Origin of the sequence: Luteimonas sp. R10 (assembly GCF_045689605.1) — a bacterium.
Lineage (GTDB): Bacteria > Pseudomonadota > Gammaproteobacteria > Xanthomonadales > Xanthomonadaceae > Luteimonas.
Window position 1 is genome coordinate 1233938 of sequence record NZ_CP141262.1, and the last position, 24931, is coordinate 1258868.

Below are 24931 nucleotides of genomic sequence, written 5' to 3' on the forward strand. Positions count from 1 at the left end.
AGCGGGTTCGATGCCGGTCTGCAGGCTCTGGGCTGTACCGGCATTCGCTCACGCCATCGACGTCCGTAGGAGGGGCTTCAGCCCGCGCCAAGCTGATTCATCGGTGGCGACCAAGATGAACGCGCCGCCGCGCGTCGCGAAGGGAAACAACGGCGGAGCGCATCTCCCGTTGGCCCGCGCGGTCGTGGCTGAAGCCCCTCCTACAAGGCGAATTGGGCGCGGAAGCGAGTGTGGTTCGGCCTAGCGGGTATTCGCCTGCAGGAACGCGAGGATCCGCGCCAGCGCCTGCCGGCCGTCGGCGCCGTCGAGGTCGAACTGGTATTCGTGCGCAAGCGCGGGCGCGTGGTCGGCGGGATAGAACAGCGTGTCGACGGCGACGCCCGCGTGCGCCAGCCGCGCGGCGAATTCCCGCGACTGCGGTTGCAGCGGGTCGGCGTTGCCGGCGGTGAGGAAGGTCGGCGGGAAATCCGCGGTGACGTGATCGGCGACCGACGCCGGAGCGAGGTCGGGATCGTCTAGGAAGTCCTTCCGCCCCGTGTACGCCCACAACACCGTCTTCAGGAAGCCGCCGAACGGGCCGTCGTAATCCACCAGCGCCAGATCGTAGGCGCCGCACGCGAGCACCGTCGCCCTCAGCTGGTTCGCCTCGATCGCCGGCGATAGCCGCATCGTCCGCGCGTAGCCGGGATTGGTGGTCAGCGCCGCCACCTGCGCGGCGATCTGCGAACCGGCCGAATCGCCGGCGAGCACGAACCGGTCCCTGTCCACATGCAGCCGCCCGGCATTGGCGACGAGGTACTTCAGCGCGTCGTTGGCCTGGATCACCGGCAGCGGATAGCGCTTTCCCGGCGCGATGGAATAATCGATGCCGACGGCCGTGTAGCCGTGCGCGGCGAGGATCCGCAGGTAGTTGGCGACGTCCTCCTTGCTGCCGGAGATCCAGGCGCCGCCGTGGACCCAGACGATGGTCGGCAGCACCGTGTCGGTACCGGCGATGCGCTCGGGGTAGAACACATCGAGCCTGGCGTCGCGATCATCGTCGCGGTACGCGATGTCCCGCATCTCCGCGATTCCCGGCGGCACGTGTTTCTCGAGCGCCCGCGCCATGGCGGCGCCGCCCTTCTCGAACGCGTACCGGATCAGCAGCGCCTGGGGCCACGGTGTCAGCCGGTCGAGGGCGAACACGAGCAAGACGAGAGCCAGCGCCGATGCGACCGCCCAGGCGAGCGCCTTCTTCATCGAAGATTCCCCCGTTCGCGACGAGCGTTGCAGGCAGGATACCCGTCGGGGCGGACGGCAGGATTCGGACCCAGGCGGCACCGAGCGTGAAGCGCTTCGCGGTGCGCCTTCACCGCACCGGCCGGCCATGCATGCTCGACTGTCGTCTCCGCAACGACGGCCGCACCGGAACGCCGAGACCGGCGGCTCCGATGTTCCTTGCGAACGGAAAGCGCCACGTCGCCTTCGCCGGCGGTCAGGACCGTGCGCTGCCGGCGCGGCGATAGGCCGCCGGCGTCATGCCGAAGCGGCGGTGGAACAGCTCGCCGAAGTGCGACGGCGTGGAGAAGCCCAGGCTCTCGGCGATCGCGGCGATGCTGCGGTCGCTGTCGCGCAGGCGCTGGCTGGCCAGGTGCAGGCGGTGGGTGCGCACGTAGTCGCTCCACGCCATGCCCACCTGTCGCTTGAAGCGGCGGCTGAAGTAGGCGGGCGAGAGCGCGCACAGCGCCGCCGCCTGTTCGGCCGAGGGCGCGCGGGCGGGATCTCGGCGCAGGCGTTCGATCGCCGGGCGCAGGCGTTCGAGGTCGTCGGCGTCGGCCGCCAGCCTCTCGCCCGCGACCGCGGGCGCGCGTACCGCGGCATGCAGCAGCAGTTCCACCAGCGGCTGGGCGGGCGGGTCGTCGCTGCCGAGTCCGCCCAGCCATTCGGCGAGCATGGCCACGCGCCGGCTCTGCGCGGTATCGGGCAGTGCGCAGAACGCATGCGCCAGTCGTTCGAGTCCGGGCGCATGCGCCAGGGTTTCGCCGGCGACGGCGTCGATCTGTACCAGCAGCCAGTCGCGCGGGCCGGGCGCCAGGGCGAAATCGTGCTGGCGCATCGACGGCACGAAGGCGATGCAGCCGGGTGCCAGCGCATAGCGCCGTCCCTCGGCGGTGAAGGTGCCGGACACGGTGCCGAACAACACCAGCTCGTGCACGTCATGAAAGTGCGGGAACGGTGTGCTGGCGGCGGCCCCACCGCCCTGGACCACGCGCTCGACGCGGATCCGCGCGCCGGGGCGCAGTTCCACCGGTTCGCAGATCGGGCGCTCGAGGTAGGGCACGGGCATCGTGCGAAGGATAGCGCCCGGCGCGCCGAACCTTCACGGCTTCATGGATGGGGACGCGTCATGATCGGGGTTTCCGGGCAGTCATCGCGGCGGGAGCGGGACGTTGAGCGAGTCCAGCGCGATGCGCGCGGCATCGGAGCTCATGCTGCAGTTCGCCGAGCGCACGGGGGCCTGTCGTCGGAGCAACCTGCACAGATGCGATCTGTGGACCGATGCGTTCGCCGCGTGCAATGCCGGATCAGCAGCTTGCTGACGATCCGGCTGGAAAGCAACGCGCGCATGGGGCCGTCCTCCCCCGGCGCATGATCGGGTGTATATTCGGCGCGTTCCGGCCATTGGTGATCCCGTGTCACATGCCGCCGCCGATTGTTCGCCCGACCTGGCCGCGCAGTTGTACGCCGAGTTCCGCGAGCCGCTGCTGAGCTTCTTCCTGCGCCGCGTCCAGCACCGTTCCGAAGCCGAGGATCTTACCCAGGACGTTTTTGCCCGGCTGATCCGCGCCGGGCAACTGGACCGGATCGAGAATCCGCACGCCTTCGTCTTCAAGATCGCCAGCAACCTCCTGCGCGACCGCGGCCGTGCCGCCGGACGTGCCGGCATCACTGCGCATTGCCCGATCGACGAGAATACGGCGCAAGCGATCCCCCTTGCCCTGGTGGAGGATCGCTCTCCGGAGAGCGTCCTATCCTCGAGGAAGACGCTGGCCGAGGTCTTCCGGGCGCTGGACGAGCTGGATGCGCGTACCCGCGACATCTTCGTCATGTTCCGGCTGGAGAATATGAAGCAGCGCGAAATCGCCGCGCTGCTGGGTGTGGCACAGAGCACGGTGGAAAAGCACGTGGCCAAGGCCGGCCTGCACCTGCTGCGTCGGCTGAGATCGAAGTGAAACGATGAGCACGGACAGCGACCGTATCGAGCAGCACGAACAACGCCTCGCCGAGGCGATGGCCTGGCGTGTGCGTCTGACCGAGGATCCGTCGCAGGCGGACGATCTGGAGGCGTGGCTGATGCGGGATTCCGCCCATGTCGCTGCCTGGCACGAGGTGCAGGATCTCTGGAATTTCGTCGGTGAACATGCGGCCGCGCCGGAAGCCATCGCCGCGCGTCGCGCCGCGCTCGACCGTGCACACCGGCACAATCGCCGACGCTGGCGCGATCGCATGCCGGGCCGGGCCATCGCGGCTTCGGTCGCGCTCATCGCCCTGGCCACGCTGGCAGGCGGCGTGTTCTGGCAGCTTGCGCGGCCGGATGTCTACCGCACCGCACTCGGCGAGCGCTACACCGTCACGCTGTCGGACGGCTCCGCCGTTTCGCTGGATGCAGCAAGCGAAGTGCGCGTGGAATATTCCGAACGCGCCCGCGAGCTGGTGCTGGTCAAGGGACAGGCGAGGTTCGACGTCGCCCGCGATCCACTGCGCCCCTTCGCCGTGCAGGCAGGTGATCAGCGCGTGATCGCCACCGGTACCGCGTTCAACATCGATCTGTTCGGCTCGCAGACGTCGATCACCCTGATCGAAGGACGGGTGCTGGTCCTCGACGTGCCCGAGTCGAAAGCAATGGAAGTACGGCAGGGCCAGCGCCTGGTCGCCGCAGCGCAGGGGCCGATGCAGATCCAGCGCGTGGACATCGACCAGGCCATCGCCTGGCAACAGGGCCAGTTGATCTTCGATGACGAACCGCTGGACGCGGTCGTTGCCCGCGTCAGCCGCTACACCCGCGAACAGGTGGCAATCACCGATGACAGCGCGGCGAAGCTGCGCCTGAGCGGCGTCATCAACGCCGGCGACCTGTCATCGTTCGTCACCACGGTCACGACTTATCTGCCGGTGCAGGCCACCCGCACGCCGGATGGCAGTGTCGAATTGCGCGAGCGCCCGATCGCGGCACGGTGAGTCGCAGGCGACGTGCCCGCCGCTCGCGCCTGGCCGACGCGACGGTACGGTGCCCGGGGCGAGATCCCGGCGCCGTCGTCCAGGGGCCATGCCGCAGTTTCCGCAACGCCTGAAACCACCGCCCGGCGCGGCGGGTGGTTGCGCTCACTGGCGGCCATGCACGGCACTGCCAGCGATTCCATTCCGCAGTCGCCTTGCCGCCGACGTGGAGGGTTTCTGCTCGAACGGCGTCATAGCTACTGATCGCCCGCCGGGGAGCGGGTGTCGCCACGAAGGAGACCGAGATGCCGTTGCCCGCCCTGCGCCGCGCTTTCCTGGCAGGTTCGATCGCCGCCGCCCTGGCACTGTGCAGCGTCACCGCCACCGCGCAGGACCGCACCTACCGCTTCGAACTTCCGGCGCAACCGCTGTCGCAGGCCCTGCGCGCCTATGCGCGCGCCGCCGGGCAGCAGATCGTGTTCACCGATGACCTGGTCGCCGGGCACAGCGCACCCGAGCTTCGCGGCAGCTATACCGCCGCAGGCGCACTGGAGCGCCTGCTTGAAGGCAGCGACCTGACCATGGAAACCAATGCGGCGGGCGTCATCATGATCCGGCGCAAGACCAATGCCGCCAAGCCCGCGGGCGCGACCGGATTCGACACGACCGCACCGGACACGACGGACGGGATGACCGCGACGCTGTCCGCCGGGGGCGGTTTTCCCGGCCAGGATCCGTCTTCGTCCACGGCCGGCGCCGCCGATCGCGATACCGCCACCCTTGCCGGCGTCGTCGTCACCGGTACCCGCATCCGTCGCGACACCATCGACACGCCGACACCGATCGTAGGCCTCAGCGCCGAGGAACTCGACGATACCGGTGCCCAGGATCTCAACGAGACGATTGCCGAGCTTCCGTTCGTGTCGCAATCGAACTCCGCGACCAGTTCGGGCGACAACGCGCAGAGCGAGGGACTGTCCACGGTCGACCTGCGCGCGCTCGGCGACAACCGCACGCTGGTCCTGATCGACGGCCGCCGCACCGTCTCCAACAGCGCGCAGGCGAACCGGGTCAGCCTCAGCAGCATCCCCGACGACTTCATCGACCGCGTCGAGATCATCACCGGCGGCGCGTCCTCGGTTTACGGTTCGGATGCGATCGCGGGCGTGGTCAACATCATCACCGAGAGCGACCAGACCGGGTTTCGGGTCAAGGCGCTCGGCGGCATCAGCGAGGAGGGCGACGACGAGCGCCGCGAAGTCACCGCCAGCTGGGGCACCCGGTTCGACGGCGACCGCGGCTATTTCCTGGTCTCCGGGACCCACGAAAAGCGCTGGGGCATCGCCGCGACCGACCGCGATTTCGCCCTGATCGAAGCGGACTTCGACTACGACACCGGGCGCGGGATCAACGAATTCAACGGCATCGATCCCGAAGGCGGCCCGGGCGGCGATTTCCCGGCGAATACCTTCCCGCCAAACCTCATGCGCGACCGCCTGACGACGTTCTTTCCCGGCGGCATCTTCGACGCCAACGTCAGCGGCACGGATCCCATCGGCTATTTCGATCCCGGCGACAACCAGTTCGCGTTTCTCGGCGACGACGTCACTGCCGGCGACGTCGCGGACCGCTTCGGCGAGAGCGACCGGGTCTTCAACAACATCCTCAATCCCCGCGAGCGCTACCTGGGCGCTTCGAAAATCAACTACCGGCTGACGGACAGCACCGAGGTGTTCGCTCAGGTTCAGGCCGCGCGCGAGGAGACCCTGTCCGTGCGCAGGCCGCAGAGCCTCGACGATGCCGGCGATTTCTCGTTCGTCAATCCGGACACCGGTCTGCTCGAGATGGACAACGGCGTGGGCACGATCGATCGCGACGATCCGCTGGTGGCGCTGTTCGCGCCGGCGCAGCTCAGGACGTCCGACGGCCGCCGGGGGCTCGGCGACATCGATTGGGCTCGTCGCTTCGACGAGGTCGGGCGGACCGAGACCGAGAACGAGCGCACCACCGTGCGCGCCTGGTTCGGCGCCCGCGGCGACGCCTGGGGCGACTACTGGCGTTGGGAGGCGACCGTCGGTTACGGTGATTTCACCCAACACCAGGTGCGCCGCAACGAGGTCAACCTGCGCGCGCTGGAACAGGGCCTGCGCACCGAGTTCGTCCCGGGTAGCACCACCGAGATCCGCTGCCGGAGCGAGGAAGCGCGTGCCGAAGGTTGCGTGCCGGTCAACATTTTCGGCATCGGTTCGATTTCGCCGGAAGCCATCGACTACATCCGCGCCGATCTCAGGCTGGATGCGAACATCCGCCAGCAGACTTTCCAGAGCATTTTCGACGGCCCGCTGTTCGATCTGCCCGCAGGTCCGGTGCTTGCAGCCTTCGGCGCCGAGTATCGCAAGGACACGCTGCGGCTGCGCAACGACGACCTGTCCCGGAACGGCGGCACGACCGAGATCACCGTACCGGACACCGACGGCAGCATCTCGGCCTACGAGGGCTTCGCCGAGGTCAATATTCCGCTGCTGGCCGACCGGCCGTTCGCCGAGAACCTGAATCTGGACCTGTCGGCGCGGCTGGCCAACTACGATATCGACACCGTCGGCAACGTCTTCACCTATCGCGCAGGGGTGAGCTGGAAACCGATCGAGGATATCCACTTCCGCGTCCAGTACGCACGCGCCGAGCGCGCTCCGGACCTGACGGAACTGTTCTCCCCGGCGCGCGGCGATACCGACAGCGGCATCGTCGACCCTTGCGACGGCGTCGACGCGAACACGCCCGGAGCGATCGGAAGCAACTGCCGTGCCGATCCGGGCATCGTCGCGGTGATCGAGGAGGGTGGTGTCTTCGAGACCGACCTCGGTACGCTGCTCTCGACCAACGAGGGCAACATCAACCTCGAGTCTGAGACCTCCGATTCCTGGACCGCGGGCGTCGTGCTGACGCCACGCTTCATCCCCGGGCTGGCACTGTCGCTCGACTACTACGACATCACCATCGACAACGTCATCGAGCTGTTCGACAACAACCTGCTGCTGAGGAGCTGCTATGAAAGCGACCAGCCGGTCGCGCAGAATGATTTCTGCAGCCGGGTCGCGCGCGACCAGGACGACGGCGAGATCACGCTGATCCGCCAGTTCGAGACCAATTCCGACCGACTGTCCACCCGCGGGCTGGATTTCGCGGCGCAATACCGCTTCGACCTGGAATCGTTCGGCGTTCCCGGGCAGTTCGACCTCCGCGCCAACGCCACTCATGTACTGGACCGCGAAATCACGCGGCTCGGCGTCACCACCGACACCCGCGACTCGCTGGCCGATGCGCCCGCGTTCAAGTGGCGCGCGCTCGGCAGCCTCGCCTGGCGCCACGACGATTTCCGGCTGCGCTATTCGGTCGAGTACTTCAGCACGATCCTCGACAGCCGCGAGCGGCTGCTCGAATACCAGGAAGTGCTGCAGGAGATTCCCGACGCCGAAAGGCCCCTGTTCCTGCGCTACCCCGCGGTATGGGAACATTCGATCAGCGCCAGCTACGAATTCGATTCCGGTTCGCCCGACCTGAGGATTTTCGCGGGCGTCAACAACATCTTCGACAAGATCAGTCCGTTCGCGCCGGACGGCGATGTCGAAAGCGGCCGCCGCTCGAATTTCAACGGCACCTATGACGTTCGCGGCCGGCGCTACTTCCTTGGCGCGGAATTCAGGTTCTAGGCATGGCCCGTCTTTGCCGCGCTATCGGGCCGCACATCAACGGGGAAATGGCAATGAACCGACGCACCATGGCATGGGCATGCCGCTGGCTGGGCCTGCTGCTCGCGGCGGCGTTCGCGACTGCCTGCGCGAGCGGAAGCGCGATGCCGGTACTCCCGGCCGGCCAGGGCACGTATCTGTTCGACGGCTGGGCCGGGCCGGCGGTCCGGGTCTGGTACCAAGTGCCGGAGCGCGTGACCGACACGACACCGGTGGTGTTCGTGATGCATGGCCGCGGCCGCGATGCGGACCGCTATCGCGACGAATGGTCGGGACTCGCCGCAGAGCAGGGCTACATCCTCGTGGTGCCGGAATTCAGCAACGCGGGCTTTCCGAAATCCCGCAGCTACAACCATGGCAACGTTTTCGATGGCGACGGTGCGCTGGTGCCACGCGAACGCTGGTCGTTCTCGGCGATCGAGCCGCTGTTCGATGACATCCGCAGACGCACCGGCACGCGGGTGGCGTCCTATGGCATCTACGGCCATTCCGCAGGCGCGCAGTTCGTCCACCGTTACGTGTTGTTCGTGCCCGAAGCGCGCTATCACCGCGCGATTACGGCCAATGCAGGGTCGTATGCGATGCCCGACCTGTCGATCGCCTACCCCTATGGGCTCGCCGGTGCGCCGGCGGATGAAGCAACCTTGCGCGCTGCGCTGGGCAAGCCGGTCACGGTGCTGCTCGGCACCGCAGACAACGACCCCGGTCACAGGAGCCTGCCGGACGATCCCGGCGCGAAGGCACAGGGTCCGTTCCGGCTGGCCAGGGGCGAAAAATTCCATGCGACCGGCAAGGCCGCCGCGAAGCGTCTCGGCGCGCCCTTCGGCTGGAAGATCCGCTATGTCGAAGGCGTCGGCCACGAGAACGGCGACATGGCGATTGCCGCGGCGCCGCTGCTCGGTCGGTAAACAACCGCCCTGGCTTTTGCCGGGGTTGCCTGGTCGAGGCCGCTCAGGTCGCGCAGCGGCAACGGTCGCGAGCAGTACGCGTCGAAATCGACAGCGCCTAAGGCGTTCCGAGGATCCGCGCCGTCATCGGCGCCAGGGTCAGCGTCGAAGGATCGACCGTGCCGCCGTCGATCAGGTCGATCCATCGGCCGCCGGCAATTGTTGAGTCCAGCGCCGGCCGCGCCGCGGCATCGCCCAGGTTGACCAGCAGCAGGCTGCGCGCATCGCCGGATTCGCGCAGCACGCAGAGGACCTCGGAGGCGTCGTCGCAGGGCAGGCGCTGGTCGCCGGCGCGCAGTTCCGGCCGCGCCTGGCGCAGCGCCAGCAGCGTGCGGTACCAGGCGAGCAGCGAGTCCGCGTCTCCCCGCTGCTCCTCCACCGAGACGCCGTCGTGCGCTTGGTTGGCTGGATCCGTCCACCAGGGCTTGTCGCCTCGGTACCAGATCGCCGCGCCCGGCGCGTCGAGTGCCGCCGACCAGCGCATCGCCTCGCGCAGCGGGATGTGGTTGGAGTCGGACATGCCGTCCTCGCGGGTGGTGCCGCGCATGCCCAACTCCTGGCCGTAGTAGAGCAGCGGCTCGCCGCGCAGCACCAGCGACAGCGCGGCGACGGCGCGGGCGCGCGCCGGGTCGCCGTCGACCAGCGACATGACGCGGTCGGTGTCGTGGTTCTCGAGGAACACGATCTGGCCCTTGCCCGCCGGGGTGATCGCGTCCGTCTCGCGCACGGCCCGCGCGATCTTGTCCTTGTCGAGCTCGATCAGCGCGCCGCGCAGCGGGAAGGCGAACACCAGATCGGCGTCGCCGCGGGTCAGCCAGTCCTCGCCGAAGCCCCAGTCCGCCTGTTCGGCCATGATCCGGAACCCCGGGCGCCGCTCCCGCAGCGCGTCGAACACCGGCCGCCAGAAATCGGCGAACAGGTTCGTCGCGACCCCCTTGTGGTCGAGGTCGTCCATCATGTGGTCGATGCGGAAGCCGTCGACGCCGTCGCGGCCGCTGCCGTCGCCGTGCGGGTCGGCCCAGAACAGCAGCACGCGGGTGAAGTAGTCGCGCACCCGCGGGTTGTTCAGGTCGATCATGGCGATGCCGATCTGGCGGCCGTCGTAGTGCGGCCAGGTGGCGCGGTCGAGGAAGGGCTCGGCCTCGGTGCGCGCCGCGTCGCGCCACAGCAGGAAGTCGGCGAACGGCGCGCCGGGCAGGCCCTGCGAGCGCGTCCACCACGGGTGGCCCTCGCCGACGTACTGGATCTCCTGGTCCAGGTACACCTTCAACCCGCGCGCGTGCGCGCCGCGGACGAAGGCGAAGTAGTCCGCCATCGTGCCGTAGGCGGGCTCGATGGTCTCGAAGTCGGTGGGAAAGTAGTTGTGGTAGAAGGGCGAGGGCTGCAATGGCGTGAGCAGGATCGAGGTGACCCCGAGCTCGGCGATGTAGTCGAGCTTCTCCGCCAAGCCGCGCAGGTCGCCGATGCGGTCGCCGTCGGCGTCGCGGAAGCTGCGGAAGAAGACGTGGTAGAAGACCTCCTCGCCGGCCCGCGCGCGCGCTGGCAACGGCGTGTCCGCCGACGCGGTCGCCGATGCAGCCGCCGCCGGCGCCGCGGGCGGGGCACAGGCCAGGGCCGCCAATGCGGCCAGCGCCATCAGTGTCTTCGCGATGTTCATGCCTTGCCCTCCTCGTGATGGGTGATGTCGCCGCGCAATACCGCGCCGAAGAAGCGCAGCGTGTCCTCGAGCGCGGTCGACCAGTAGTTCCAGTCGTGCCCGCCGTCGCGCTCGGCGTAGCGGTGCGCGATGCCCGCCGCCAGCAGCGCGTCGTGCAGCGCGCGGTTGGCGGCGAGGAACGGATCGTCGCGCCCGCAGTCGAAGCGCAGCGGTGGCAACGGCCCAGGCGCGCCGGTGAGCGCGGCCAGCACGCTGGCATCGGCCGGTGCCGGGCTCCAGCCGTCGCGGCGCTCCTCGATCAGCGCGTCGAGCTGCGCGGCCTCGGTGACCGCCGAGTGCGCGGCCGCGGCGGCGAAGCGATGCGGGTGCTTGCCCGCCAGCCGCAGCGCGCCGAATCCGCCCATGCTCAATCCGGCGACCAGCAGCGGCGAGCGTGCGGTGCACCCGGGCACCGCGCCGATCGCGAGCGCCGGCACTTCGTCCAGGATCCAGCGCTCGAAGTCCTGCCCGGCATGCGCCACGTAGCCGGAGCCGTCGCCCCACAGGCCGTCGGAGGGCATCAGCAGCGCCACCGGCGGCAGCACGGCCTCGGCGACCAGCCGCGTCGCGGTGACGTGCGCGGCGCCCTGCAGCGCCCAGGACCAGTGCGAGCCGTAGACGCCGTGCAGCAGCAGCACGATCGGCAGGTCGGCGATGTCGCGGGTGCCCGGCAGGGTGAAGAGGGTGACGTCGGCGCGCTGCGCGAGCGCCGGGCTCTTGACGGCGAGGAACTCGAGCCCGTGCTTCGGGATCGCCGGATCCGAACGCTCGACGGTGCGGAAGAGGGGGGAGGATTCGCTCATGCGATCCGCAGCACGCCCTTGGCGCTGCGCCCCTCCAGCATGTCGGCGAAGGCGCGGTCCAGCGCGCCGAGCGGATAGCGATGGCTGACGAGCGCGGCGAGCTCGAGTCTTCCCTGCGCGACCCAGTCGAACAGGCGCGGGAAATCGCGCCCGGGCACGCAGTCGCCGTACAGCGGCGTCAGGTAGCGCTTGTTCCAGAAGAAGCGCGGCAGCTCGACGCTGCCGGCGCCGTGCGCGCCGCTGACCTGCAGCGCGTTGCCGCCGTTGCGCGCCAGCTGCAGCGGCAGGAAGGCCAGCGCCGACACGCCGGTGGCCTCGAACGCATGGTCGACGCCGCGGCCGCCGGTCAGCGCGCGCACGCGCGCGACCAGATCTTCCGCGTCATCGGTGGCGGGCAGCAGATGGGTGGCGCCGAGCTCGCGGGCGCGCTCGAGCCGGGCCGGCACCCGGTCGACGGCGACGACGACGGCGGCGCCGGCGATCCTGGCGCCCTGGATCACGTTGAGCCCGACGCCGCCGCAACCCAGCACCGCCACCGACTCGCCCGGCGCGACCGCGGCCACGTTCAGCGCCGAGCCCACGCCGGTCATCACCGCGCAGCCGAGGATGCAGGCGGGATCGGGCGGCAGCCCGTCCGGCAGCGGCGTCACCGCTTCCGCGCGCACCAGGGCGTGGCGCGCGAAGGTGCCGAGATGGAACGACCGTTCGATCGGGCGTCCGTGCAGGCGGGTGCCGCCGGGGTGCGCGCGGCTGGTGCCGAGCGCGGGCACGTCGAGCTCGTGCGTGCGCTCGCACAGCGCCTGCGCGCCGCGCCCGCACTGGAAGCAGGCGCCGCACGGGATCGCCCAGTTCAGCAGCACCGGCTGGCCGGGCGCCAGCCCGCGCACGCCGGCGCCGATCGATTCGACATGGCCGGCGCCCTCGTGGCCCATCACCAGCGGGCCCGGCCAGCGCAGCGAGGCATGATCGGTATGGCACACGCCGGCGGCGGCCATCGCCACCCGCACCTCGCCCGGGCCGGGCGGGTCGACCTCCACCGTCTCGATCGAGAACCCGCCGCGCCCGTCGGCGATCGCCGACGGCCCGCTGAGCACGCCGCCCGTCATGCGGCGCGTTCGAACAGCACCGGGTTCTTCGGCGTGTCGATCACCGCGCCGACCTGCGCGCCCGGGCACCACTGCGCCCAGTCCGCCTGCTGCATGTGGTTCTCCGGCGCCTTGAGCCGCATGTCGCGGTCCATGTAGATCACGGTCATCACCGAGCGCGGCCGCGCCGAGCGGTTGGGGCCGGCGCGGTGGAAGGTCCAGCCGAGGTGGAAGCTCACCTCGCCCAGGTCGAACGGCGCGTCGATCACCGGGAAGCCGTGCGCCTCCATCGCGGCGGTGATGGCGCGCTCGCTCTCGTCGGAGATGCCGAGGTCGCGGCCGAACTCGACGCGCTGACTGCCGGCGAAGAACGCCAGCGGGCCCATGTCCTGCGGCACCGCCTGCAGCGGCACCCAGGCGGTGACGGTGCGGTCGCTGTCGACCGGCCAGTAATACTGGTCGGCGTGCGCGGGAGTGATGCCGCCACCGGGTTCCTTGTACAGCGACTGGTCGTGATAGAGGCGCACGCCGTCGACCTGCAGCAGCGCCGCGGCGATGCCGGCCAGGCGCCTGCCGAACACGAACTCGCGCGCCGCGCCGCCCTGCTCCCACAGGTTCATCACCTGCAGGAAGGCGCGATCGTAGGTGCTGCGCTCGGCCAGCGGCTTGGTCTGGGTGTTGAGGGCGATGGTCAGCCGCGTGATTTCGGCACCGTAGCGGCGCAGCGTCTCGGCATCGAAGACCTGTTTGAGCTTGATGAAGCCGTCTCGGCGGAATTGCGCCACCTGTGCGTCGGTCAGCGGGTAGGGCGTGTCCAGGGCGGTCGTCATGGCCGGCATCTCCGTTCTCGGTCGCGTCCGCCAGCCGTGCCGTCACGGCGCGCGCGATCTCGTCTGGATGCCAGCGTAGTGCCGGGCGGCGGCCGCGACATCCGCGCCGGCTGTCGAGCTTCGGAAGAAAACTGTCGGATTCGTGACCTGCCGGCCTCCCATCGGCGCTCCTGTAGGAGGGGCTTCAGCCCCGACCCCGAGAAGCGAGCAAAGCGCGAAAGGACTCCCGCACGCACCTTCCCGGCCGCCACCCGCGTTGCTGGTTCCTTGCCGCGATCTTCGGCAGGACGGGGCTGAAGCCCTTCCTACCTGAAGCCCTTCCTACAGGGATCGGCTGCGGGGAGGTGAATGCCGGTTCGGCCTAGCGTTCGCCGGTCCAGCCCACCAGTTCCGCGCGGCTGAGCCTGCCGTCGCCGTCGACATCGACGCCGCGGAACTCGCCGGCGAGGGTGGGATGCGCGGCCGCCTCGTTGCGGTCGATGAAGCCGTCGCCGTCGATGTCGAGCGCCTCGAAGCTGATGCGGTAGCGGTCGGGCAGCGCGGTGTCGGGCTCGAACGAACGCACGATCACCTGCTGGCGGCCGGGCAGTTCGAAGGTGACGATGCCGGTCTGCCGCGCGCGGTCGCGCGTCACCGCGTTCGTCTCGGGCGGCTCGGGCAGGGGAGCGGTCTGCACCTGCGCGACGGCGCTGGCGGTTGCCAGGGACAGGGCGAGTGCGGTGGCGGCGATGGCTGTCGTGTGCATGGCACGACGGTAGCGCGGCGGCGGTGCTTCGCCAAGCCGGGGGGGCGGTCGTGGTGTTCCGGCGATTCGCGGCGTGGGGTGCCCTGCCAGGGCCGGTGCCCACATCGTCGGATCGATCGACGCGCGCGTTCGCGGGTGTTTCATCCGTGCCGGGTCGCGACTTCCGTCGCTCCCACAGGAGCGGCGGATTGCGTACCGATGGGCCTTGTGGGAGCGACGGAAGTCGCGACTGCGACAGACGGCGACCGGTGGCGCTCCTGTGCCGGCCGCCGCCCACAGTCAGTAGCGCGCCTGCAGGGTGACGTTGGAGAACGCGGTCTCCCCGACCAGCCGGATGTACCAGGTGCCGGCGGCGGGATCGGCGATGCGCACGGTCTCGTTGTTGCCGGGTCGGGTGGAGCGGCCGTCGGCGTCGTCCCCGGTGGGCGGCTGGCCGTGCCGGACCGCCAGGCTGACGTCGCCGCGGCCGCCGTAGCTGAGCACGCTCAGTACCCGCGTGCCGGCCGGGACCTCGACCGCGTACAGCAGCCCGTCGCCCGCGTCGCCTTCCAGGCCCGGTGCCGGGACGCGGTTCTCGATCGGCGTGGCGTCCTCGCCGCCGCCGGGCGCGAACACGTGCACGCCGCTGTTGCCGCCGAGCGCGACCAGGCGACCGTCCTCCAGCGTCGTCAGCCGCTGCACGCCCTGGTGGCCGAGCAGCGTGAGTTTCGTGCGCACCGGTGCGGTGGGATCGGACACGTCGAGTTCGTGCAGGCCGGCGATGTTGGCGAACCAGGCGCGATCGAGGTGCTGGGCGACGCGCGTGTAGGAATCCTCGTCGCCGGCGTCGTAGCGCCCGACCACGACGGGGGCTTCCGGCGCGGCGATGTCGACCACCTGCACGCCGCCGCGGCAGGCGAGATAGAGCAGCGAGACCTCGCTGTCGATGGCCAGGTCGAACGCGGCGCCGCAGCCGTCGTCGAGATGACCGACCTCCACCGGGCTGGCGGGGTCGTCGAGGCTGTAGATGCGCAGGCCGCCGTTTTCGGTGCCGGACTCGGTGCCCTCGGCGAGGTAGGCGTGCTGCCCGTCGACGCGAAGCGCGTACGGCTGCGACGCCAGCGCGCCCTGCCACACCAGCGACGGCGCGGTGGGATCGGACACGTCGACCACGCCGAACACGCCGCCATTGGTCCACTTCGCGACATAGGCATGGTCGCCGGCCACGTCGAGCACGGCGGCGAACGGGAACGAGACGCGCCCGAGTTCGCGGGGCGCGGCCGGGTCGGCCAGGTCGACGCCGATCAGCCCGAAGCCCCAGGCGGCGAGCCAGGCGGTGTCGCCCTCGATGTCCATCTGCTCGAAGCTGCGCGACTCCAGGCGTTCGGGCAGGTCGGCGTCGAAGCGCGCGGTCGGCGCCAGGGTCTGCGCGTCGTTGACGGTCAGGCCGTAGTTCGCCTGCAGCAGCACGATGTCGTCGCCGTGCCCGACCGCGTCGACCGCGGCGGCCCCGCCCGGCAGCCAGGCGGTGGCGATGTTGGCGGGCGCGCCGGGGGCGCTGACGTCGAGCGCGTGCACCAGGTCGGTGTCGGTCGGCAGCAGCAGCGGGCCGCCCTCGATCGCCAGCGAACGGCGGCCGCCGAGGGCGAAGAGCTCGAGGTGCCCGGCGGCTTCGGGCGCATCGATGTCGGCGATGTTCCAGACGTCCAGGCCCTCGCCCCAGCCGAAGGTATAGACGAACTCGCCCACGCGCGCGCCGGTGATCGCCGGCGGGATGTCGATGGCGCCGCGCGGGTTCATCAGCGTCGGCTCGCCGAGATCGAACACCGTCAGCCGGTTGCCGACGCCGATCGCGCGCGCGGGCTCGGCGATCAGGCTGAAGCTGTCGAGCCCGTCCACGCCGTGGCCGGCGACCTTGAACGGCGCGTTCGCCACGCTGACGTCGTACAGGTCGAGGACGGTGCCGCCGAGCCAGTTGCGGCCGGTGGCGTGGATCGTGTCGCCGTGGGCGACGATCCGGGTGTACTGCGTGGGCACGGTGGCGATGCCGGTGGGCGAGAACGCGGGATGCGCCGGATCGGCCAGGTCCGACACGAACACGCCGTGGTTGTTGTCGAACAGGTACAGGTGGTCGTTGGCGACCGCCAGGCCGAGCAGGAACTTGCCGTCGTCGTCGACGTAGTCCTCGGTCTCGTCCACCCGTTGCGGGCGGGCGGGATCGGCCAGCGACCAGGTGGTCACGCCGCTGCTGCCGTCGTAGCCGCGCCAGCTGGCATAGAGATGGTCGCCGTGGCGGGCGAGGCCGTTGATCGGGCCGCCCGCGGGTTCGGAGGTGGCCACGCGGACGGGCGCGGCCGGATCGCCGTAGTCCCAGGTGGCGAGGGTGCGGCCGGTCGGGAAATGGACCAGGTCGCCGTCGGCGACCGGATCGGCCTGCAACGCGCCTCCGCGCAGCAGCGTCAGTTCCAGTGGCGCCTCGGCGGCGGCGGCATGGGGAGCGGCGGCAAGGCATGCGCAGAGCAGGGTGAGGGTGAGCGGCTTGGGTGTCATGGGCGTTTCCTTCTGGAGCAGGGTTTCCGGGCGAGAGGACGACGCGGGGGAGTTCGCGGCCGGAAGCGACGCCGGTCTGCGCATGGGGCCTCGCCTGGAGAGCGGGCGGCCGCAGGCGCGTCCGCCGGCCGACCGAACGTGGGCCGTTCTGCCGCAGCGAGTCATTCCATTCGCTTGACGATTGCTTGACGGAGGCGTGACAGCGCGTGCTGGCGCGCTCGCGCGGTTGGACGGCCCAGGCGTCGGGGACGAAAAAACGCGATCGGTATCACACCCGGGTTCGTCGGTGAGGAGGCGCACATGACGCGAAGCCTGCGCCACGGTCTCCTTAGCTAGCGGAAGGCCGGTGGCGGCGAACTCGACGTCAGGCCGGGGAATGCTGGTGGAAGGCGAGCTTCCACCCCTCCGGCCGGCGGACATAGCCCGAACCGATGAGCGCGGCGTAGGGCGCGCCGTCTCCACGCGTCGCGTCGGCGCGGTAGCTGATGATGCAGACGTCGTCGCCAAGCCGAACGTGATGACGGTTGCCTATCTTCAGGTCGCGCCACCGGTTCGGCGTTGCGGCTGTCCCGGCGACCTGGTCCCTGGCGTGGACACCGTGCATCTGGCCCATCTGGGGGAATGCCAGCAGGCACCGGTCGTCGAGATGCTGCAGGAAGTGGTCCTCGCCGGCCAGCCAGAAGCCTTCCTCGATCCGAAACAACTCGTCCTGTATCGACATGCTGCGTTCCCTCCCGGGCGTGTGTCCTCGAGACGGGCCGACGTTAACGCAGCGCACGTGAAAAGGGGCTCGTCGGGATCGTGGTACGCCGGTGCCGCCGTCCCGAACCCGCCCGCCCGGACAAGGGTGCGTCCATCCGTTGCGGGGCAAGCACGCGCCTGCGGCGCGCCTGGCTCAGCTCGCCATGCCGCTGTGCCGCAGCAGCGCGTCGATCGCCGGCTCGCGGCCGCGGAAGGCCTTGAAGTTCTCCAGCGCCGGGCGGCTGCCGCCACGGGCGAGGATCTCGTCGCGGAAGCGTGCGCCGGTGGCGGCGAGCCGGTCCGGGGCTTCCTCGAACGCGGCGTAGGCGTCGGCGCTCAGCACCTCGGCCCACTTGTAGCTGTAGTAGCCGGCCGCGTAGCCGCCGGCGAAGATGTGCGCGAACTGGTGCGGGAAGCGGTGCCAGGCCGGCGGCCGGTTCACCGCCACCTCGTCGCGCACGCGCTCGAGCAGCGCCATCACCTCGTCGCGCGCCGGATCGAAGCGGCTGTGCAGCTCCATGTCGAAGAGCGCGAATTCCAGCTGGCGGACGGTCTGCATGCCGCTCTGGAAGTGCCTGGCCGCCAGCATCCGGTCGAACAGCTCGCGCGGCAGCGGCGCGCCGGTTTCGACGTGCGCGGTCATCGCCTGCACGCGCTCGAATTCCCAGCAGAAGTTCTCCATGAACTGGCTCGGCAGCTCCACGGCGTCCCATTCGACGCCGTTGATGCCGGCGACGGACAGTTCGCCGACCTCGGTCAGCAGCTGGTGCAGGCCGTGGCCCATCTCGTGGAACAGGGTGGTGACCTCGTCGTGGCTGAACGTGGCGGGCCTGCCGTCCACGCCCTTGCCGAAATTGCACACCAGGTACACCACCGGGGTCTGCGTATCGCCGCCGTGGCCGGGGCGCTCGCGGCGGTTGCGGCAGTCGTCCATCCAGGCGCCGCCGCGCTTGCCCTCGCGCGCGTACAGGTCGAGATAGAACTGGCCGACCAGGCGGCCGCCGGCGTCGGTCAGGCGGTAGAAGCGCACGTCCTGGTGCCACACCGGCGCCTCGTCCCGCTCGACCGACAGGCCGTACAGCGAGCCGATCACGTCGAACAGGCCGGCCAGCACCTTCGGCTCGGTGAAGTACTGCTTCACCTCCTGGCCGGAATAGCGGTAGCGCGCCTGCTTGAGCTTCTCGCCGACGTAGCCCAGGTCCCAGGGCTGCAGGGCGTCGAGGCCGAGCTCGTCGCGGGCGAAGGCCTCGAGCTCGGCGCGGTCGCGCTGCGCGAACGGCTTCGCGCGCGCCGCCAGGTCGCGCAGGAAGGCCAGCACCTCTTCCGGTGTCCGCGCCATCTTGGTCGCCAGCGAGACCTCGGCGTAGCTGGAGAATCCGAGCAGCTCCGCCAGTTCCGCGCGCAGCGCGAGGATGCGGCCGATCAGCGCGGTGTTGTCGGGCTCCGCCGGCCCGGTTTCGGAGGCGCGCAGGCCATGGGCGCGATACAGCCGCTCGCGCAATGCGCGGTTGTCGGCATAGGCCTGCACCGGCAGGTAGCAGGGCATCTGCAGGGTCAGCTTCCAGCCGGCGCGGCCGTCCTTTTCGGCGGCGGCGCGGCATGCCTCGACCACGTCGTCCGGCAGTCCCGCCAGTTCCGAGGCGTCCCCGACGTACAGCGCGAACGCGTCGGTGGCGTCGAGCACGTTCTCGGAGAACCTCGCCGCCAGCGCCGCCAGCTCCTCCCGCACCTGGGAGAAACGGGCCTTCTTGTCGCCGGGCAGTTCGGCGCCGCCGAGGCGGAAATCGCGCAGCGCGTGCTCGACCGCCTTCCGGCGCGCGGCATCGAAGCCGGCGAACGCCGGCGACTCCGCCAGGGCGCGGTACTGCGCGAACAGCCGCAGGTTCTGGCCCAGCGCGCTGTAGAAGCGGGTGACGCGCGGCAGGTTGGCGTTGTAGGCCTCGCGCAGCGGCCCGGAATGCAGGACCGCCTGCAGGTGCTGCACCTGGCCCCAGGCGCGGGCGAGCCGCTCGGTGGCGTCCTCCAGCGGCACGATGAAGGTCTCCCAGGCGACCGGCGCAACGGTTTCCGCGGCCTTCACCGCGGCCTCCGCTTCCGCCAGCAGCACGTCCATCGCCGGGGTGACGTGTTCGGGGCGGACGGCGTCGAAGCGCGGCGTGTCGGAGAAGTCGAGCAGCGGGTTGGTCATGGATGGGGCCGTAGTCGCGGGGAGCGGGAATTCTAGACGTCCAAAGACAAGAGCATTTTTTGCCGCGGATCAGCGCGGATGAACGCGGATGGGCATCAAGCCGCGTCGAGGTCATGCGTTCTCGATGCTTTATCCGTGTCGATCCGTGGCGAATCTCTTTTGAGGCACGTTCCGGTCGGAGCGGCGCAACGTGCGCGGCATCCATTCCACCGACCCGGCATGCGACCGGCAGTCCGGACGGGGACGTGCGGCGCCGACACGGATCGTTGCGCCATCGGACGCTTACGGATCGAGAGGGCTCACGCCAGCGGCGCCGGATAGGGGTGTTCGCGCAGCAACCGCGCCAGGTGCACGGCATTGCTGGCGATGCTGCGTGTCGTCGCGGCGACCTTGTCCGGCGTGCGCGCGAGGTCCTGGTAGTCGGTGCTGCCCATCGCCTCGCCGACCCAGTACGGCGAGCCGCCGGCGGGCAGGGTGAAGCCGACGTCGGCCAGCGCCTGGTACAGCTCGGCGCAGACATGGTGGGCGCCGTCCTCGTTGCCGACCACGGCGGCCACGGCGACGTGGCCGAAGGTGGGATAGCGGCCCTGCTCGTCGATCTCGCCGAGGAACGCATCCATGCGCTCGAGCACGCGCTTGGCCACGCTCGACGGCTGGCCCAGCCAGATCGGCGTCGCCAGCACCAGGATGTCGGCATCGAGCAGGCGCCTGCGCAGCGCCGGCCAGGCGTCGCCGTCGCCTTCGTCGGCGGTCACGCCGGGCCTGACGTCGAGATCGACGACGCGGACGTGGTCGGTTTCGACCCCATGTCCGGCCATCGCGGCGAGCACCTGGTCGAGCAGCTTCTGCGTCGACGATGGCGCGGGAGCGTGCTTGAGCGTGCAGTTCATGCCGAGGGCGCGCAGTGCCATCGCGTGGCTCCGGTTGCGGAGGAACGCGCAGTTTCGTCCGGATGCGGTCCACGGCGCGTCACGGCGCGCGTGTCGGCGTCAGCTGCGCGGATCGCTCGCGCCGCCGGCGAGGTCGGGCGCGCTGACGTCCTCCGCGCCCGGCGAACTGGTCTCGGCGGGACCGGTGGACGCTGCGGTGGAGCGTGGCGGGCGGCTCCGGCCCTCGTGGAGTTCGGCCCGCAGCCGCGGCAGCGATTCCGGATAATGCTCGGCCAGGAAGCGGATCATCCGCTCGCGTGCCGCGCAGCGCAGGTCGAACAGGTCGCCGGAATTGCGCGCGCTCACCAGCAGCCGCACCTGCATCGTGGTCTGGTCGGTCTCGGTGACCTGGACCACGCACACGCGCCCGTCCCAGCGCGAGTCGTCCTCGCAGATGCGCTGCAGTTCCGCGCGCACCGCGTCCAGCGGCGTGCGGTAGTCGAGCCACAGGAAGGCGGTGCCGAGCAGCTGCGCGGTGGTGCGGGTCCAGTTCTGGAAGGGGTTCTCGATGAACCAGGTCAGCGGCACCACCAGCCGGCGCTCGTCCCACACGCGCACCACGACATAGGCGCTGGTGATCTGTTCGATGCGGCCCCACTCGCCGTCCACGATCACCACGTCGTCGAGCCGGATCGGCTGGGTCAGCGCGATCTGCAGGCCGGCGATGAGGTTGCCGAACACCGGCCGCGCGGCGATGCCGGCCACCAGGCCGATGATGCCGGCCGAGGCCAGCAGGGTGGCGCCGATCTGGCGGATCGCCGGAAAGGTCATCAGCGCCAGCGCCACCCCGACCAGGAGGATCGCGCCCTGGATCACGCGGCTGATCACCGCGGTCTGGGTCTGCACCCGGCGCGCACTCAGGTTGTCCTCGATGTCGACCGGGTGCTCGCGCAGGATGCGGCGCTCGATCGCGCCCACCGCGCGCACCGCCAGCCAGGTCAGGCACAGCAGGCCGCCGATCCCCAGCCAGTGCTGGATGCGCGAACTCCATGTATCCGGCAGCGGCGTGGCGGTCACCGCGATGCTGAGGAACAGCAACGGCAGCGCCACCGCCGCCGGCACCGCGACCACCTGGGCGACGCGCGCGCGCAGATGGGTGGCGGCATGCGCGCGGGCGCGCCGTGCCAGCGCCAGCAGCGCGCGCCGCACCAGCAGGCCCAGCAGCAGTGCGATCAGCAGCGGCCAGGCGACCGCGCCCAGCAGCGGCCAGTCCGGCGTCGTCATCGGCAGTCCGGTGGCGGCGAAAACGGTCATGCTGCGCCGCGGCGCGTCAATGCGGCGTCGATCCCGACGTTCCGCCCGTACTTGCGCGTCCGGCCATGCGCGCGGGGCCGGGAGCCTGAACACTCCGCAACCCGCGCGGGCGGATTCACCTCGAATTCGCGGTGCGCGGCCAAGACTGCCGCCATCCGCCGCAACAGGAGTCCATGCCATGCACGTTCCCGCCTATCGCTACGCAGCGCCGCTCGCATTGGCGCTGGCGCTCGTCGCCACCGCCGCGACGGCCCAGGACGCGATGACCGAGGCACAGGTGCGCGCCACGCTCGAGGCCCAGGGCTATACCAGCGTGAACGACATCGAGTTCGACAACGGCATGTGGGAGGCCGACGCGCGCAGCGCCGACGGCAATCGCGTCGATCTGCGCCTGGACCCGAGGACCGGCGAGGTCTATCCGGAGGATCAGGTGTCCAACCTGACCGAAGCCGACGTCCAGGCGCAGCTCGCCACCGCCGGCTATACCAATGTGCACGACGTCGACTTCGAGGACGGCATCTGGACGGCCGAGGCCGACGACAGCACCGGCCGCGAGGTCGAGGTGCGCATCGATCCGCGCAGCGGCGAGGTGATCGGCAAGGAAAAGGACTGAGCTTCCGGGAAGGGCATTCGACACGGATGTCGACCGCCGGCGGAGCCGACGCCGTCGAATGCGCAGCGTAGGACATGGACGTGCGTGGCGGCGCATATGCGTTGCGCCGCCGGCCGCCGCGACCGGAATCCGGCTCGCTCACATCCCTGGACGACATGGCCGCCAGCAAGCGCTCGCCGCAGGACGCCGCTCCCGATCTCTTCGACGCCGCGTTCTCGCGCGTGCGCGAGGCCGCGGAGCGCATCGGCACCCATCCGGAGGTGCTGCGGACGCTGCACTACCCGAAGGAGACGTTGGCCGCCAACCTGTTGTTGCGCCGCGACGACGGCCGCCTCGCCAGCCACAAGGCATGGCGCTGCCGCTACAACGACGCGCTCGGGCCGACCAAGGGCGGCATCCGCTTCCATCCGGCCAGCAACCTGCGCGAGGTGATGGCGCTGGCGCTGTGGATGACCTGCAAGTGCGCCGTGGCGGACCTTCCCTACGGCGGCGCCAAGGGCGCGGTCTGCGTCGATCCGCATGTGCTGTCGGACACCGAGCTGCAGCGCCTGGCGCACGCGTACGTGCACGCGTTCGCACGCATGATCGGGCCGGAACGCGACATCCCCGCGCCCGACGTCGCCACTGACGCACGCACGATGGCCTGGATGGCCGACGAATACGCCCGCGGCCTGGGCCGCCCCGAGCCGTCGGTGATCACCGGCAAGCCGGCGGCCTACGGCGGGCTCGTCGGCCGCAGCGGCGCCACCGGCATGGGCGGATTCCTGGTGCTGCGGGCGCTGGCGCGGCGCCTGGACCTGCCGCGGAAGGACGCGCGGGTGTCGATCGTCGGCTTCGGCAATGCCGGCGGCGCGATCGCGGACCTGCTGCACGGCGACGGCTGGCGCATCGTCGGCCTCGGCGACTCCAAGGGTGCCGTGTTCGCGTCGGCGGGGTTGGAGGTCGGGCGCGTGCGCGAAGCCAAGCGGGCCCGCGGTAGCGTGGCCGATCACAGCGGCAGGGGCGTGCGCAGGTTGCGCAGCGCCGATGCCCTGGTCGGCAGCGACTGCGACCTGCTGGTGCTGGCCGCGCTGCAGGATACGGTGCACGCGGGCAATGCCGGCGAGGTGCGCGCCCGCGCGATCCTGGAGATCGCCAACGGCCCGGTCACGCCCGACGCCGATACCCACCTGGCGCGCGACGGCGTCGAGGTGGTCCCGGATATCCTCGCCAACGCCGGCGGGGTGGTGGTCTCGTACTGCGAGTGGCTGCAGAACCGCAGCCGCGACGCCTGGAGCCCGGAGCGCGTGCAGGCGCGGCTGGAGGACACCATGCGGGCCGCGGCGCGCCGGGTCGACGACACCGCGCGGGAGCTCCGGTCGCCGTTGCGCCAGGCCGCCTATGCGGTGGCGCTGCGGCGCCTGGAGGCGGCGATCCTGGCGGCCTCGCCGCTGCCGACCGACGGCGATTCGCCCTCGGCCCGGCCCGCCGGCCCGGACGGCGGCACGGGCGGCTGACCCGCATCTGCGAATCGATCCGTCGCGCCGCCCAAGGATGGCATCGCCATCGTCGACGCCCGCTTCGCAGCCAGACGGTATACGGTGAGGCAAGCCTCGCGGAGCGGGTCATGTACTTCTGGCTGAAGTTCTTCCACATCGTGGCGATCGCGGTCTGGTTCACCGGGCTGTTCTTCCTGCCGCGGCTGTTCGTCGCGCGCCACCGCGTGGAGGGCGACGCCAATCGCGAGTACTTCAACCCGGTCACCAACATCCTGTTCTTCCGGCTGGCGACGCCGGCGGCCGTGCTCGCGATCGCGCTGGGCATGGCCTTGATCGCCTACGGCCCGAGCGGCGCCTGGCTGGCGATGAAACTGGTACTGGTGGCGCTGGCGGTGCTGCTGCACCTGTACTTCGGCCTGCTGCTGTACGAACTCGGACACGGGCGCGACCGCCATGGACCGGTGTTCTACCGCGTGGCGGGCTGGGTGCCGCTGCTGTTGTTGCTGGCGATCGCGGCGCTCACCGCCGCCAAGCCGCAGACCGTGGGCGACCTGCCGCCGCCGCCCGACGCGGCGTCCGTGCCGTAGGGCCGCGCCGCGCTTCGCCCGGCTCGCTCACTCTTCCGGTGGCTCGTCGTCGCCCGGCGTCCTGGTCTGCTCGTCGCCGTATACCCCGATGCCGTGGCGGAAGCTCAGCGTGCCGCCGAGCCAGCCGGCGATCATCACCAGCACGAAGTTGACCGACGACAGCAGCAGGCCCCACGGCCAGACCGCGGCCTGGGCATCCGGGGCGCGCAGCCAGACGCCGGCGGCCGCCATCGCCAGCACCATCACCGCGACGATGAAGTGGTTCCAGGCCGAGACGTGCCGGCGCACCACCCGGAGCGAGAACATGTCGAACATGCCCACCAGGCCGGCGATCAGGCCGATGCCCAGGCCCGCGGCGTTGAGCCAGTAGCCGACCTGCGCCCAGAACGCTTCCCCGAGCCACAGGAACAGCAGGTCGGTGACGACCACCAGGCTCAGCAGCGCCACCGGGTACACCACCAGCATCGGGTGGATCGGGTGGTGCATGATCGACATCCGGCTCTCGACCGAATGGCTGCGCGTGCGCGGGACCGGTTGTTCGAGTTGCTTGCGCATCGGCT

The 24931-nt window shown here is 70.4% G+C and carries 20 protein-coding genes; 7 read left to right on the forward strand and 13 right to left on the reverse strand.

All coding sequences use genetic code 11. From position 1 onward, the window contains the following. Positions 1–240 precede the first annotated feature (240 nt). Both U3649_RS05260 and U3649_RS05265 read right to left on the reverse strand, forming a co-directional pair. Positions 241–1239 (reverse strand): alpha/beta hydrolase, encoded by a 999-nt coding sequence (locus U3649_RS05260; protein WP_407353825.1) that lies wholly within the window; start codon positions 1237–1239, stop codon positions 241–243. Between the two features lie 235 nt (positions 1240–1474). After that, positions 1475–2326, reverse strand: coding sequence for a helix-turn-helix domain-containing protein (locus U3649_RS05265; RefSeq protein ID WP_407353826.1), 852 nt, complete (start codon positions 2324–2326; stop codon positions 1475–1477). Positions 2327–2636: 310 nt separating this feature from the next. Between U3649_RS05265 and U3649_RS05270 the strand changes: the two genes are divergently transcribed. The 4 genes from U3649_RS05270 (at position 2637) to U3649_RS05285 (ending at position 8854) form a co-directional block, all read left to right on the forward strand. After that, complete coding sequence (locus U3649_RS05270; protein WP_407353827.1) at positions 2637–3212, forward strand: RNA polymerase sigma factor; 576 nt, start codon at positions 2637–2639, stop codon at positions 3210–3212. 4 nt (positions 3213–3216) lie between these two features. Then, positions 3217–4218: a FecR family protein gene (locus U3649_RS05275; RefSeq protein ID WP_407353828.1), complete on the forward strand. Its 1002-nt coding sequence runs from the start codon at positions 3217–3219 to the stop codon at positions 4216–4218. A gap of 284 nt (positions 4219–4502) precedes the next feature. Further along, on the forward strand, positions 4503–7907 hold the full coding sequence (locus U3649_RS05280; RefSeq protein ID WP_407353829.1) for a TonB-dependent receptor domain-containing protein: 3405 nt from the start codon (positions 4503–4505) through the stop codon (positions 7905–7907). A gap of 53 nt (positions 7908–7960) precedes the next feature. Further along, positions 7961–8854 (forward strand): hypothetical protein, encoded by an 894-nt coding sequence (locus tag U3649_RS05285; protein WP_407353830.1) that lies wholly within the window; start codon positions 7961–7963, stop codon positions 8852–8854. 97 nt (positions 8855–8951) lie between these two features. On the opposite strand, the gene U3649_RS05290 is transcribed toward U3649_RS05285, so the two are convergent. The 10 genes from U3649_RS05290 to U3649_RS05335 all read right to left on the reverse strand — a co-directional run bounded on the left by U3649_RS05290 (position 8952) and on the right by U3649_RS05335 (position 21663). Next, the gene (locus U3649_RS05290; RefSeq protein ID WP_407353831.1) at positions 8952–10550 is read right to left on the reverse strand and encodes an alpha-amylase family glycosyl hydrolase; all 1599 of its coding nucleotides are present in this window, start codon (positions 10548–10550) and stop codon (positions 8952–8954) included. Next, the gene (locus U3649_RS05295) at positions 10547–11392 is read right to left on the reverse strand and encodes an alpha/beta hydrolase (protein WP_407353832.1); all 846 of its coding nucleotides are present in this window, start codon (positions 11390–11392) and stop codon (positions 10547–10549) included. Before U3649_RS05295 ends, U3649_RS05290 begins: the two co-directional genes overlap by 4 nt. Then, positions 11389–12498: a zinc-binding dehydrogenase gene (locus U3649_RS05300; protein ID WP_407353833.1), complete on the reverse strand. Its 1110-nt coding sequence runs from the start codon at positions 12496–12498 to the stop codon at positions 11389–11391. Before U3649_RS05300 ends, U3649_RS05295 begins: the two co-directional genes overlap by 4 nt. Then, a complete protein-coding gene (locus U3649_RS05305) occupies positions 12495–13307 on the reverse strand; it encodes a phytanoyl-CoA dioxygenase family protein (RefSeq protein ID WP_407353834.1) in 813 nt (270 codons plus the stop codon). Before U3649_RS05305 ends, U3649_RS05300 begins: the two co-directional genes overlap by 4 nt. A gap of 361 nt (positions 13308–13668) precedes the next feature. Then, on the reverse strand, positions 13669–14052 hold the full coding sequence (locus U3649_RS05310) for an EF-hand domain-containing protein (RefSeq protein ID WP_407353835.1): 384 nt from the start codon (positions 14050–14052) through the stop codon (positions 13669–13671). 279 nt (positions 14053–14331) lie between these two features. After that, on the reverse strand, positions 14332–16581 hold the full coding sequence (locus tag U3649_RS05315; RefSeq protein WP_407353836.1) for a pre-peptidase C-terminal domain-containing protein: 2250 nt from the start codon (positions 16579–16581) through the stop codon (positions 14332–14334). Positions 16582–16945: 364 nt separating this feature from the next. After that, positions 16946–17302, reverse strand: coding sequence for a hypothetical protein (locus U3649_RS05320; RefSeq protein WP_407353837.1), 357 nt, complete (start codon positions 17300–17302; stop codon positions 16946–16948). Between the two features lie 174 nt (positions 17303–17476). Next, the gene (locus tag U3649_RS05325; RefSeq protein ID WP_407353838.1) at positions 17477–19510 is read right to left on the reverse strand and encodes a M3 family metallopeptidase; all 2034 of its coding nucleotides are present in this window, start codon (positions 19508–19510) and stop codon (positions 17477–17479) included. Positions 19511–19809: 299 nt separating this feature from the next. Continuing rightward, a complete protein-coding gene (locus U3649_RS05330) occupies positions 19810–20421 on the reverse strand; it encodes a flavodoxin family protein (RefSeq protein WP_407353839.1) in 612 nt (203 codons plus the stop codon). 78 nt (positions 20422–20499) lie between these two features. Further along, complete coding sequence (locus U3649_RS05335; protein ID WP_407354549.1) at positions 20500–21663, reverse strand: mechanosensitive ion channel family protein; 1164 nt, start codon at positions 21661–21663, stop codon at positions 20500–20502. A gap of 208 nt (positions 21664–21871) precedes the next feature. Between U3649_RS05335 and U3649_RS05340 the strand changes: the two genes are divergently transcribed. The 3 genes from U3649_RS05340 to U3649_RS05350 all read left to right on the forward strand — a co-directional run bounded on the left by U3649_RS05340 (position 21872) and on the right by U3649_RS05350 (position 24371). Beyond that, the gene (locus U3649_RS05340) at positions 21872–22306 is read left to right on the forward strand and encodes a PepSY domain-containing protein (RefSeq protein WP_407353840.1); all 435 of its coding nucleotides are present in this window, start codon (positions 21872–21874) and stop codon (positions 22304–22306) included. An 80-nt stretch (positions 22307–22386) separates the two neighbouring features. Beyond that, positions 22387–23802 (forward strand): Glu/Leu/Phe/Val family dehydrogenase, encoded by a 1416-nt coding sequence (locus tag U3649_RS05345; RefSeq protein ID WP_407353841.1) that lies wholly within the window; start codon positions 22387–22389, stop codon positions 23800–23802. A gap of 110 nt (positions 23803–23912) precedes the next feature. Continuing rightward, complete coding sequence (locus U3649_RS05350) at positions 23913–24371, forward strand: CopD family protein (protein WP_407353842.1); 459 nt, start codon at positions 23913–23915, stop codon at positions 24369–24371. A 27-nt stretch (positions 24372–24398) separates the two neighbouring features. Here the strand turns inward: U3649_RS05350 and U3649_RS05355 are convergent, their stop codons facing one another. Beyond that, on the reverse strand, positions 24399–24926 hold the full coding sequence (locus U3649_RS05355) for a DUF2231 domain-containing protein (RefSeq protein WP_407353843.1): 528 nt from the start codon (positions 24924–24926) through the stop codon (positions 24399–24401). Positions 24927–24931: the final 5 nt, after the last annotated feature.